Origin of the sequence: Thermophilibacter immobilis, from assembly GCF_015277515.1 — a bacterium.
Taxonomy (GTDB): domain Bacteria; phylum Actinomycetota; class Coriobacteriia; order Coriobacteriales; family Atopobiaceae; genus Thermophilibacter; species Thermophilibacter immobilis.
Genome location: NZ_CP063767.1, coordinates 592,519 through 604,951, shown reverse-complemented (window position 1 = coordinate 604,951; position 12,433 = coordinate 592,519). Strand labels below are relative to the sequence as shown.

Sequence of the window (12,433 nt, the reverse complement as noted above, 5' to 3'; positions counted from 1 at the left end):
TACCTTGGATGCTCGCTCTTTTTGCGAAAGATTCTTGACAAAGCGGGCGGGTCCCACGCGGTCACCCTGCTACCATGGCCTGACGCGCAGGGCGAATCGCGCCCTGCGAAGGAGACGACAGAAACGGGAGCCTTCCCATGAGCAACGACGGCAAGAAGGTCAAGGTCCATTACGTGGGCACCCTCGACGACGGCACGAAGTTCGACTCCTCGCGCGACCGCGACGAGCCGCTCGCCTTCACCTGCATGGCCGGCCAGATGATCAAGGGCTTCGACGCCGCCGTGCGCGAGATGAGCGTAGGCGAGGTGCGCGACGTGCACATCCCAGCTGAAGAGGCCTACGGTCTGAAGCGTGACGAGCTCGTCCAGACCATCCCCCTGAGCGCGCTGCCCGGTGCCGAGGAGCTCGAGGTGGGCGCCCACGTCATGCTCTCCTCGCCGGACGGCCAGCCCTTCCCGGCCACGGTGGCCGCCCTCGGGGAGGGCAGCATCACCTTTGACATGAACCACGAGCTCGCCGGTCAGGCGCTCAACTTCAACATCGAGCTCCTCGGGGTCGAGTAGGCAGCTCGCAGAAAGCTGATTCACGCGCCCCCGTCGCAGTGACGGGGGCGCTCTTGTCTGCGAAGGGCTTGCGGAGCACATGCGTCACATGTGCCTGCTGAAACGCCGCAAGGGCCCGCGGGGCTGCACCCGTTTGGCTCTGCGGGGCACATGCGGCTTTTATCGGCTCTCAGGCGCCACATTCGCCCCGCAGAGCCGTAGTTTGTCTATCCGTGCGGGGCACTTGCGGATTTTATCAACTTTCAAACGCCGCAAGGGGCCCGCGGAAGCGTGAAGCTCCTGGCACCGCAGGGCACGTGCGGCACTTCGAGCGAGCCCCGCAGCCGGCGCGCTAGATCGCGGCGAGGGCCTGGTCGATGTCAGCGATAAGGTCCTCGGTGCCCTCGAGGCCGCACGAGAAGCGCACCATGGACGCCGAGATGCCCGCGGCGGCGAGCTCCTCGTCGTTCATCTGGCGATGCGTCGAGGAGGCCGGGTGCAAACAGCAGGTGCGCGCGTCGGCCACGTGCGTCTCGATCGAGGCCAGGCGCAGCGCGGCCATGAACTTCTCGGCAGCCGCACGACCGCCCGCGAGCTCGAAGGAGACCACGCCGCTGCCCCCGTGGGGCATGTACTTCTGCGCCAGGTCGAAGTAGGGGTCGCCCGGCAGGTGCGGGAAGCGGACCGAGGAGACGAGCGGGCTCTGGGCGAGGTGCTCGGCCACGGCCAGTCCGTTCTTGAAGTGCTGCGGCATGCGCACGTGTAGGCTCTCGAGGCCCAGGTTGAGCAAAAACGCGTGCTGCGGGCTCTGGATGGAGCCAAAGTCGCGCATGAGCTGGGAGGTCGCCTTGGTGATGAAGGCACCTGCCTGACCGAACTTCTCCGCATAGACGATGCCGTGATAGGACTCGTCGGGAGCGGTGAGGCCGGGGAACTTCTGCGCGTGCGCCATCCAGTCGAAGTTGCCGGAGTCCACGATCGCGCCCCCCACCGCGGCGCCGTGGCCGTCCATGTACTTGGTCGTGGAGTGGGTCACGATGTCCGTCCCCCACTCGATGGGCCGGCACATGACAGGCGTGGGGAAGGTGTTGTCCACGATCAGGGGCACACCGTGGTCGTGTGCGGCCGTGGCGAAGCGCTCTATGTCGAGCACGGCCAGCGCGGGGTTGGCGATCGTCTCGCCGAAGACGGCGCGCGTGTTGGGCCTGAAGGCCGCCGCGAGCTCCTCGTCGGTGCAGTCTGGCGAGACGAACGTGCTCTCGATGCCCATCTTTGCCATGGTGTGCGCGAGCAGGTTGAACGTGCCGCCGTAGACGGCCGAGCTCGACACCACGTGCGAGCCCTGCTCGCAGATGTTGAACAGCGCGAAGAAGTTCGCCGCCTGCCCCGAGCTCGTGAGCATGCCCGCCGCCGCACCCTCGAGCGCGCAGATCTTGGCTGCCACGGCGTCGTTGGTGGGGTTCTGCAGGCGCGTGTAGAAGTAGCCCTGGGCCTCCAGGTCGAAGAGCTGACCCATGTGCTCGGACGTGTCGTACCTGAACGTCGTGGACTGCACGATGGGCACCTGACGCGGCTCGCCGTCACCGGGCGTGTAGCCCGCCTGCACGCAGCGGGTGTCAATGCTCGGACTTGGACTCCCTTTCGGGTTTGGATCGGGGCTTGAGCCCTTGGCATCGCTCTGGTTCTGGGGCATCTAGACCATCTCCTCTGGTTTGAACACCTCGTCGAAGCGCTCGGGCGTGAGCAGCCCCAGCGAGACGCACGCCGCGCGCAGGGACGTGCCCTCGGCGAAGGCCTTCTTGGCCACGCGCGCCGCGTTGTCGTAGCCGATGCAGGGGTTGAGGCACGTCACGAGCATGAGCGAGTCATGCAGGTTATGGCGCATCCGCGCGCGGTTGGCCACGATCCCCGAGGCGCAGCGCTCGTCGAACGAGCGAATCGCGTCGGCGAGCAGGCGCACGGACTGCAGGTAGTCGTAGGCAATCACGGGCATGAAGACGTTAAGCTCGAAGTTGCCCTGCGAGGCCGCGATGCCAATGGCGCAGTCGTTGCCCATGACCTGGGCAGCCACCATGGTGACCGCCTCGCACTGGGTGGGGTTGACCTTGCCCGGCATGATGGAGCTGCCCGGCTCGTTGGCCGGGATGGAGATCTCGCCCAGGCCCAGGCGCGGCCCGGACGCGAGCCAGCGCACGTCGTTGGCGATCTTCATCATGTTGGCGGCGAGCCCCTTGACGGCCCCGTGGCTGAAGACCAGGGAGTCCTTGCCCGTGAGCGCGCGAAACTTGTTGGGGTCGCCCACGAAGGGCAGCCCCGTGAGGAGCGCGAGCTCGGCGGCGGCCGCGTCGCCGAAGCCCTCGGGGGCGTTGAGCCCGGTGCCCACCGCCGTGCCTCCGAGCGCCAGGCGCATGAGGGGGTCGAGGCTGGCCTCGAGCTGGTCGCGCGAGGACTCGAGAAGCCCGCGCCAGCCCGAGACCTCCTGGGAGAAGGAGATGGGCACCGCGTCCTGCAGGTGCGTGCGCCCGCTCTTGACCACGCCCGCGCTTGCGGCCTCCAGGTCGCGGAAGGTGGCCACGAGGCCGTCGATCGCCGGCAGCAGCCGCCCCGTCAGCGCGCGTGCGGCGGCCACGTGCATGGCCGTGGGGAAGGTGTCGTTGGACGACTGGCTCATGTTCACGGTGTCGTTGGGATGCAGCCTCCGGGCTCCCGCAATCTGGTTGCCCCTGTTGGCGAGCACCTCGTTCATGTTCATGTTGGATTGCGTGCCCGAGCCTGTCTGCCAGACCAAGAGCGGGAAGTCCTCGTCGTGGTCACCGGCGAGGACCTCGTCGGCAGCGGCGCAGATAAGACCGGCGTCGGTGGCGTCGAGCTGCCCCAGCGCGCAGTTGGCCCGCGCCGCTGCCTTCTTGACCAGCGCGAGGGCGCGCACAACCTCGACGGGCATGCGTTCCGTGCCTATGGGAAAGTTCTCGTGACTGCGCTCGGTCTGGGCACCCCAGAGGGCTCCGGGCGGCACGCGCATCTCCCCCATCGAGTCGCGCTCGACGCGGAAGGCTGCCGCGTCTACGCCCGCGTCCCGCGCTGCAGCGCCTGCGTCTTCGCCCACGCTAGTGGTCCTTCCCCGGGCGACCGCCGACCTCGAGGCGCTCGAGGCCCGAGGTGATCGCCGAGACGACTTCGGACTGGTCGCGCGCAACGACGCCCAGGTCGGCGCGAACGCCGCCGAAGCGCGGGCTGCGCGCGCACTCCTCGGCGAGGCGCTGGTTTCTGCGCGCGTCGGACAGGGCACCCAGCTCGACCTGGATCTCGTCCATGTACTCGCTCATCTGCGCACGCTCGGGGCCCAAGACGGCGCCCAGGCGCTCGGCCACGTAGTGCATCTCCTTGGCGTCGCGGCGCGCGGAGAAGACCGCGTCCTCGTCGCGCAGGTCGAGGCCGAAGAGGTCATCGTCGACCGCCGCGAGCTCCTCGTCGAAGCGCGCCTGGAAGTCCTGCTCGGTAAGGCCGCTCACAAGGACGCGAGACTTCCAGCTCAGGTCAGCGAGGTCATCGGACAGGCGGGACAGCCCCTTGCCCGAGTGCTGCGCGCGCATGAACTCCAGAAGCGAGGAGCACTCGAGCGCACGCTCCTTCGCCGTCGCAAGGGGCAGGAGGCTATTCTCGGCAAGCTCGCCGCCCTCCACGAGGTCGGCGACGGTCTGTGCGAGGATGTCGAGGGAGCGCAGGCGCCCGGAGGCCGTCTGGAGCTCCTTGAGCGCATGCTCCGAGCGGCGGTTCTGCTTCTTGGACTGCCAGGATCCGAGGAACTGCAGAAGTGAGCGGACGCGCCGCAGCGCGACCCTGAAGGAGCGCAGCGCCTCCGCGTCCTCGGGCGTGGCGAGGAACTCCCGCGCGAGGCCCACGAGGTCGGCGGCGGCCCCCGCGACGGCGCGCTCCACCACCGCGAGCTCCTCCCAGACGGCGGCGTCGGGTCCGGCCACGAACCAGCGCAGGCGACCGGGCGCGTGCGGCCCCTCGGGCAGCTCGATCGCGGCAACGCCGCCCTTGTCGAACGTGGGTGCCGTGCCCACGAGACGCGTGGCGGCAAGGTCCACGAACGGCGCGTGGCCCACGGCCACGACGGTCTCAGCGTCCGCAGCCTCGAGCTCGCCGAGAAACGCCGGCAGGTCCTGCGCGTAGAGGGAGTCGCGCGCCTCGATGCCGGGGGCGTCCACGACGTCGGCCACGACCTGGGCCGTCTCGAGGGCACGCACGGCCGGGCTGCTCCAGAGCGCGGCCTCGAGGCCGTCTGCGAGCAGGCCGAACGTGCGCGGATAGGCCTGCTCGAGGGCGCGGACGCCCGAGGGCGTGAGGCGGCGATCGAAGTCCGAGCCAGAGGCGGAGACCGCCTCGGGCACGCCGTGCCGAACAAGAACCAGCATCTTGACCATGTCTCCCCCGATCAACGCTTCCTGCGGACGTGACGGACCTCTAAGGATAGCAATTCGGGGGCGCGAGGGACCGGGTGCGACGGCAGACGGCAGGCGTCGAGAGCAGGCGCGACAAAAAGCGCGCCCCCGAAGCCGGGGGCGCGCTCGAAGACACTGTCGCGAAGAGGCGCGGGAGCGAGCTCTACATGAGCTTGCAGACCTGGGAGGCAAAGGCCACGGGGTCGGTGGGCATGATGCCCTCGACGAGAAGCGCCTGGTCGTAGAGGAGCCCCGCGTACAACGAGAGGCGCTCCTTGTCGCCCGAGTCCTGGGCGGCCCTGAGCTTCTCGAAGACCGGGTGGGCGGCGTTGACCTCGAGCACGCGCGTGGCCTTGGGGGCCTCGCCGGACTCGGGGCCGGCCGAAAGGACCTTCTCCATGCCCAGGGAGACCGGGCCCTCGGAGGTAATCACGGCCGGCGCGTCGTCGCCGGCGAGGCGCGTGGAGACCGCGACCTTCTCGACCTTGTCGCCCAACGCCTCCTTCATGGCGTTGAACAGGTCCTCGTTGGCCTTGGTGGCCTCCTGGGCGGCGGACTTCTCCTCGTCCGTGGCCAGGTCGAGGTCGCCTGCGGAGACGTTCTTGAGCTCGAGCGTGCGGTCCTCGAGCTCGGGCTCAGCGCCGTCGGCCACGGCCTGGGCAGCCGCCTCGCGGGCCTCGTCAGACTCGTAGGCCTTGGGCAGGCCCTTGGCCTCGAAGTCTCGCATGGCCTGGAAGCAGAACTCGTCCACGTCAGCGGTGCAGAGCAGCACGTCGTAGCCCTTGGCGAGCACGGCCTTGACCACCGGCATCTTGGCCAGGCGCTCACGGTCGTCGCCGGCGGCGTAGTAGATCGCGGCCTGGCCGTCCGGCATGGCGGCGGCGTACTCGGCCAGCGTCACCATCTTCTCCTCGCGGGCGCTCCAGAACAGCAAGAGGTCCGCGAGCTCGTCCTTCTTTGAGCCGTAGCTCTGGTAGAGGCCGTACTTGAGACCGCGCCCGAAGTTCTCGAAGAACTTCTCGTAGGCCTCGCGGTCATCGTCGCGCAGGGCCCCCAGCTCTGAGGTGATCTTCTTCTCGATCCTGCGGGACATGGCCTGGAGCTGGCGGGTCTGCTGGAGGGTCTCGCGCGAGATGTTGAGCGAGACGTCCGAGGAGTCGACCACGCCGCGCACGAAATTGTAGTAGTCAGGCACGAGGTCGGCGCACTTTTCCATGATGAGGACGTTGGAGCTGTAGAGCTCGAGGCCCTTCTCGTAGTCGCGGCTGTAGAGGTCGAAGGGGGCCTGGCCGGGGATGAACAGCAGCGCGTCGTACTCGAGCGCGCCCTCGGCGTGCAGGCTGAAGGTGCGCGCCGGGTCGGCCCAGTCGTGGAAGGTGGACTTGTAGAACTCCGCGTACTCCTCTTTGGTGACGTCGGCGGCGCGCTTCTTCCAGATGGGGGTCATCGAGTTCACGGTGTCGAGCTCGGTGTAGTCCTCCCACTCGGGCTTGTAGTCGTCGCCCGCATCGGCCGGCTTATCCTTCTGGCGGCTCTTGGTGACGAGCATCTTGACGGGGTAGCGCACGTAGTTGCTGTAACGGGTGATGAGGTCCTTGAGCTTGTACTCGGAGAGGAACTCGTCGTAGCTGACGTCGTCGGTGTTGTCCTTGAGGGTCAAGACGATGTCCGAGCCGCTCTGGGCCCTATATATTGGATCGTCCGCGGTGACCGGCGAGATCGTGTAACCCTCGATGCCATCCGAGGTCCAACGGAAGCACTCGTCGGAGCCGTAGGCGCGCGTGGTCACGCTGACCTCCTTGGCCACCATGAAGGCGGAGTAGAAGCCCACGCCGAAGCGGCCGATGATGTCTACCGCGTCGCCCTGGCTCTGGGCGTTTTCCGCCTTGAACTCCTCGGAGCCGGAGTGGGCGATGGTGCCGAGGTTCTTCTCGAGCTCGTCGGAGGTCATGCCGATGCCGTTGTCCGAGACGGTGATGGTGCGGGCGTCCTTGTCAAAGGCCACGTTGATGGCGAGGTTGGCCTGGTCGACCTGGACGGAGGAGTCGGTCAGGCTCTTGAGGTAGAGCTTGTCGATCGCGTCCGACGCGTTGGAGACGAGCTCGCGCAGGAAGATCTCGTGGTTGGTGTAGATCGAGTTGATCATGAGGTCCAGAAGCTTCTTGCTCTCCGTCTTGAACTTGCGCATGGTGCGCTCCCCTTTCGCGGTGCCTATTCAACGTGGAGCAGTTTACCCGTTTCGCGCGACCGCTATGCGAGACGCTGAGAAAACCTCAGCCACGAGCGCTTAGATTTACGTGCTCCGCGAGAAGCGCGGCTGAGCGACGCGGACTCACAAGTCAGCGTCACGTAGGACGGGACCCAGGAAGTCGGCATCGTAGGCTATGGCGTCGGGGAGGTCGAGCGCGGCGGCGGAGGCGATGACGAGGTAGTTGTCCTCGCCCGCCCGGGCCTCGTCCGTGGCACAGACCACGCTCACGTGGGCGAAGGCCGTGGCCAGAGTCGCCACGGCTCCGCGCAGAAAGCCCACGTCTGCGCCGCCCTCACGCGAGACCACATTGGCCAGGTAGACTCCCTTGGGGCCGAGGGCGCGCCGGGCGCTCGCGGCGGCCTCGGCCGTGGCCAGCGAGGCCACGGGCTCGGAGCCCACGAAGGCGTCCACGACCATGACGTCGTAGCTTCCCGCAGTCGCGCGGTCCAGGAAGCGACGCCCGTCGTCCACGATGACGCTGAGCTCCCCGCCGCCCGCGCGCTGCGTCGCTATGGCCTCGTCCAGGAAGAACCAGCGGCGCGCGGCCTCGACCACGGCGGGGTCCACCTCCACGGCGTCCGTGCGCACGCGGGGATGCTCGGTGGCCACGAGCTTGGGAAACGCAAAGCCGCCTCCCCCGATCACGAGGAGCCGACGCGCGTCGGGCACGAGGTCGAAGGCCCGGGCGAACGAGCGATGGTAGGCAAAGGGCGGCTCCATGCGCCGCTCGCCAAGGTAGGTGGCCGACTGGTAGACGTCCCCGGTGCGCAGGACCCGCAGGGGCGCTCCGTCCGCGTCGCGCGTCGTGTAGACGAGGGCCGGTCCCGCCATCGTGCGCAGGAGGTGCGCGTCCAAGACGAGCGCGCGCCGAGCGAGGGCGGCCGCGGCCACGACGCCCGCGACGAGGGCGGCGAGGCGACGTCTGTTTCCATTGGGCACGAGTGGCTCCCCTCGACCGACGAGCAGCGCTGACACCTTGCTAGTATGTGCCTTTGCAAAGGGAGGAACTATGGGGTTGGGCACCATCATCAACGTGGCCTGCATCGTTGCGGGAGGGCTCGTGGGGCTCCTCGGGCGCGGCTGCCTCCTCGCGGCGCTGCCCGTGGCGGTCCTCCAGGGGTCCTTCACGGCCCTCGCCCACCTGCTCGAGCCGGTCATGACGGCCGCGGTGCTGGGCAACCTCTCGCTCGTGGGATCGATACTCATCTTCTGCGTAGGCGTGAATCTCGCGTGGCCACGCACCTTCAAGCCGGCCAACATGCTGCCCGCCGTGGTCGTGGCCACGGCGCCCGCCTTCGTGGGCTAGGGGTCGCGCATGTCCCAGACGCTGCGCATCATCGCCTCTCCCGCAAAGAAGATGCGGGTCCAGGACGCACCGCCCTGGCCGGTGCGCGAGGCGGCGTTTCTGGGCCGGTCGGAGGAGCTCGCCTGCGCCCTGCGAGGCCTGACGCTTCCGGAGGCGCAGGGGCTCTGGCGCTGCAGCGACCGCCTTGCCGTTCTCAACTACGAGCGGCTGCGAGGCATGGACCTCACGCGCGGCGTCACCGCGGCCGCCGTGGCCTATGAGGGCATCCAGTACCAGCATCTGGCCGCCGGGGTAATGGACGAGCGGGAGCTCGCCTGGCTCGACACCCACCTGCGCATCCTCTCGGGGCTCTACGGTATGCTGCGCCCCCTCGACGGCGTGGTCCCCTATCGCCTGGAAATGCAGGCGCGCCTTTCCGTGGGCGACGCGCGCGACCTCTACGCGTTCTGGGGAGACGCGCTCTACGAGGCCCTGGCCCGGGAGTGCGACCTCGTGGTCAACGTGGCCTCCGTCGAGTACGCCCGCGCCGTCACGCGCTGGGTGCGACCCGACGGACCGCAGGTCCTGACCTGCCTCTTTGGCACCATGCGCGAGGGACGCCTGAGACAGTGCGCCACCGAGGCCAAGACCGCGCGCGGCACCTTCATTCGCTGGTGCGCCGAGCGCGGCGCGCAGGACCCGGCAGAGCTCGAGGAGTTCGACCAGCGTGGCTATGCGCTCGACCGGAACCTCTCCGACGAGGGGGCCCTCGTCTTCGTGCGTGCGACATCCTCTCGGTGAGAGTCTCGGTACAGTTTGGGCCTTCGACGCACGACATGGCCCGCCTGAGCGCGACGGCGCCCCGCCGTCCCGGCATCGTCGCGGCGGGCGCGTATGATGAGGGGCCAGGCGAAGGCGGGAGGAGGCACCGTGGCCGACATAGACGCGCTCATAGAGCAGATCCTCGCCGCCAGCAGAAGCCGAGGCGGAGGCGCCTTCTCGAGCCCCCGGGTCTACCAGGACGAGCCCCTCATCCGTCGCGGCTCGCAGATGCCCAACTACCTGCCCAAGCCCTGCCAACAGATGCGCGCCCTCGCACGCACGCCGCAGGCCCGCGCCTGGTCGAGCGCGCGGCTCTTCGTGGAGCAGGCGCGCCTCGTGGCCGGCTACGAGGACGACTTCCCCTATCACGGCACCTTCTCGAGCTACTTCCCCACCTACGACGCCATGAGCGACCCGCAGCTGCGCGGCTACTTCACGTGGCGGACGCACGTGCGCCACGGTCGCGTGGAGAAGACCTCGGCGGCGTTTGCCTACGTCCGCCTCTACGAGCTCATCAACGGCGTCGGCGTGGAGCCCGGCGAGCCGGCCTTCGCCGCGCTCGAGTCCTTCTGGAAGAGCTATCGGGAAGTCGAGCCCTCCCTGGACCGCTACGCGCGCCCCTGGCTCGTCGACTACGTGGTCTACCACGGGCTCGACGCCCGACTGGCCGCCGCCTACATGGACGCCGCGCATGACCGCGCCGTCTTTGTCCTCGCTCGGGCGGCTCGGCGCGCGCTCGCCGAGCCGCCCGCGAAGGGGCGCCGCCACGCCGAGCGCGCCTACGGAACGGACCCCGCCGCAGACGACGAGCTCTTTGCCGCGCTTGACGCGCTCTCCACCTATCGGCCCCAAGAGTCGCGCCTCTTCAAGGACGCGCCCGAAGACCTGATGCGCGTGAGCTGCGCCGTCTTCGATCGCCTGACGCGCTACTATCGCAGCAGCCGCACGCAGGGCCTCGTGGAGAGCCTCTTTGGCACGCGCCACCCCATGCCCCACCTCATGTTCGCGTCGGCCCTGTTCTATCCGGGCGCACGCCACGAGGACTGCGTCTACGAGCTCGACGAGACCCGCCACTACGAGTGCCGCGGGGGCATCTGGACCTGCGACGGGCTCCATGACGGGGGCGGGCGCAGCTCCAAGCTCGGCCAGGTCCTGCGCGCAACGGACCGACAGCTGCGCGCCGCGCTGGACTATCCCCACGCGCTCAAGGAGCGCGGGGACCCCAAGTACCTCGTGAGGCTCATCGACCGAGAGGTAGGGGACTACCTGGAGTGGAAGCGCGCGCACGCCCCGCGCCACGTGCAGATCGACCTCTCCCAGTTGTCGAAGATTCGCGCGACGGCAGCGGTGACCTGCGAGAGCCTCCTTGTGGACGAGGAGCGTGAGGCGCAGGACCTGGAAGAGGCAGCGGCCGCTCCGGTCGAGGAGCCGATGGGCGAACTTGCGGCGCTGTCCGCCGACAAGGCGCTCCTCGGCCTTGCCCCCGAGGAGCTTGCGTTTCTCCGCGCGCTGCTCGACGGCCAGGCCCCAGCCGCCGCCGGCTCGGCCGACCTCATGGTCGACGCCATCAACGAGAAGCTCTTTGACCTGCTCGGCGACACGGCCCTCGAGTTTGGCCCCGACGGCGCCCCCCGCGTCATAGAGGACTACTGCGACGACGTGCGCCAGGCGCTCGGCGCCGACGCCTGACCGCTAACCGCTGACCGCTGGCAGAACGAAAAGTAGCACGGGCTAACTTATTGTCTGACCCAGGCTATGATGGGCGCACACAGGGACAAGGGAGGCTCACATGACGGTAACGGCGCGAACGGACAAGAACGAGGACGAGGCCTGGCGGCTGACGGCCGAGCTGGTGCGCATCGACAGCTCAGACCCGGGGGCCTACGAGGACCAGATCGAGCGGTTCGTCAAGGCCTGGCTCGAGGAGCGCGTCGCACGCCTGCCCCAGGAGCTTGCCGAGAAGGTCCGCATCCAGGAGCTCGAGGTGCTGCCTGGCCGGCGCGACCTCATGGCGAGCATCCCCGGGACCTTCGCCGAGCCGTGCCTCGTCTACAGCTGCCATATGGACACCGTGACGCTCGGCGACGGCTGGGGCCCCGGCCTCGATCCTCTCGGCGGCATTGTGCGCGACGCGCGGCTCTACGGTCGCGGCTCCTGCGACATGAAGAGCGGCCTTGCCAGCTCGCTGGTGGCCTTCTCGCGCGTGCTCGAGGAGGTCGGGCGGCGGGCCGGGCTGCCTCGGCGCGGCCTCTCCCTTCTGTGCTCGGTCGACGAGGAGGACTTCATGCGCGGCATCGAGGCCGCGCTCGACGCCGGCTGGGTCGGCCGCAACGAGTGGGTCCTCGACACCGAACCCACCGACGCGCAGATCCAGGTGGCCCATAAGGGCCGCACCTGGTTCGAGCTCACGATGGACGGCGTCACGGCACACGCGAGCCAGCCGTGGAAGGGCGCCGACGCCATTGCGGCCATGGCCGAGGCCGTGAGCCATATCCGTCGCGCCATCGAGGACCAGCCCGTCCACGACGAGCTCGGGCGCTCGACCGTGACCTTTGGGCAGATCGAGGGCGGCTACCGCCCCTACGTGGTGCCCGACTCCTGCAAGGTGTGGATCGACCTCAGGCTCGTGCCGCCCTGCGACACGAAGGCGGCCACGCGCATCGTCGAAGACGCCATCGCGGCGGCCGAGGCTGCGGTGCCCGGGGCCCGGGGCTCCTACGTCATCACTGGCGACCGCCCCGCCATCGAGCGCGACCCGGACTCGCCGCTTCTCGCCGCCCTCGTGGCCGCCACCGGGCGCGTCTGCGGAAGCCCGGCCGAGGTGAGCGTCTTCACCGGCTACACCGACACGGCCGTCATCGCCGGAAAGACCGGCAACCGCACCTGCCTGTCCTACGGGCCCGGCTCGCTGGCGCTCGCGCACAAGCCCAACGAGTACGTCCCCCACGCCGACGTCCGCCGCGCCCAGGCCGTGCTCACGGACCTCGCGCTCACGACCTGCTTCTAGGATTTATGTATGGGTCGAGACCTACATAAATAAGTAATTCTTCTACAAAACCGCAGGTCACGAGAAATTCTCATAATC

10 protein-coding genes are annotated in these 12,433 nt (G+C 68.6%); 5 read left to right on the top strand and 5 right to left on the bottom strand.

The window, feature by feature from the left end; translation table 11 throughout:
* The first annotated feature begins 137 nt into the window (after nucleotides 1–137).
* Nucleotides 138–563, top strand: a complete 426-nt coding sequence (locus tag INP52_RS02685; protein ID WP_194372187.1) for an FKBP-type peptidyl-prolyl cis-trans isomerase — start codon at nucleotides 138–140, stop codon at nucleotides 561–563.
* 331 nt (nucleotides 564–894) lie between these two features.
* Here INP52_RS02685 and INP52_RS02680 read toward each other — a convergent pair whose 3' ends face one another.
* The 5 genes from INP52_RS02680 to INP52_RS02660 form a co-directional block, all read right to left on the bottom strand.
* Complete coding sequence (locus tag INP52_RS02680; RefSeq protein WP_194372185.1) at nucleotides 895–2,235, bottom strand: O-acetylhomoserine aminocarboxypropyltransferase/cysteine synthase family protein; 1,341 nt, start codon at nucleotides 2,233–2,235, stop codon at nucleotides 895–897.
* Entirely contained in the window at nucleotides 2,236–3,648 is a 1,413-nt protein-coding gene (fumC, locus tag INP52_RS02675) for a class II fumarate hydratase (RefSeq protein WP_228478391.1), read from the bottom strand. It lies immediately after the preceding gene.
* A gap of 1 nt (nucleotide 3,649) precedes the next feature.
* Nucleotides 3,650–4,972 carry a CHAD domain-containing protein gene (locus tag INP52_RS02670; RefSeq protein ID WP_194372184.1) on the bottom strand — a complete coding sequence of 441 codons (1,323 nt, stop codon included), beginning with the start codon at nucleotides 4,970–4,972 and terminating at the stop codon, nucleotides 3,650–3,652.
* 181 nt (nucleotides 4,973–5,153) lie between these two features.
* Complete coding sequence (gene htpG, locus INP52_RS02665; protein ID WP_194372183.1) at nucleotides 5,154–7,178, bottom strand: molecular chaperone HtpG; 2,025 nt, start codon at nucleotides 7,176–7,178, stop codon at nucleotides 5,154–5,156.
* 144 nt (nucleotides 7,179–7,322) lie between these two features.
* On the bottom strand, nucleotides 7,323–8,180 hold the full coding sequence (locus tag INP52_RS02660; RefSeq protein ID WP_194372182.1) for a spermidine synthase: 858 nt from the start codon (nucleotides 8,178–8,180) through the stop codon (nucleotides 7,323–7,325).
* 70 nt (nucleotides 8,181–8,250) lie between these two features.
* On the opposite strand from INP52_RS02660, the gene INP52_RS02655 reads away from it, so the two are divergent.
* The 4 genes from INP52_RS02655 to INP52_RS02640 all read left to right on the top strand — a co-directional run bounded on the left by INP52_RS02655 (nucleotide 8,251) and on the right by INP52_RS02640 (nucleotide 12,355).
* Nucleotides 8,251–8,547, top strand: coding sequence for a DUF554 family protein (locus INP52_RS02655; RefSeq protein WP_194372181.1), 297 nt, complete (start codon nucleotides 8,251–8,253; stop codon nucleotides 8,545–8,547).
* Between the two features lie 9 nt (nucleotides 8,548–8,556).
* Nucleotides 8,557–9,327, top strand: a complete 771-nt coding sequence (gene yaaA / locus INP52_RS02650) for a peroxide stress protein YaaA (protein ID WP_228478390.1) — start codon at nucleotides 8,557–8,559, stop codon at nucleotides 9,325–9,327.
* Nucleotides 9,328–9,456: 129 nt separating this feature from the next.
* Entirely contained in the window at nucleotides 9,457–11,037 is a 1,581-nt protein-coding gene (locus INP52_RS02645) for a TerB N-terminal domain-containing protein (RefSeq protein WP_228478389.1), read from the top strand.
* Between the two features lie 100 nt (nucleotides 11,038–11,137).
* Nucleotides 11,138–12,355 carry a M20 family metallopeptidase gene (locus tag INP52_RS02640; protein ID WP_194372180.1) on the top strand — a complete coding sequence of 406 codons (1,218 nt, stop codon included), beginning with the start codon at nucleotides 11,138–11,140 and terminating at the stop codon, nucleotides 12,353–12,355.
* Nucleotides 12,356–12,433 lie beyond the last annotated feature (78 nt).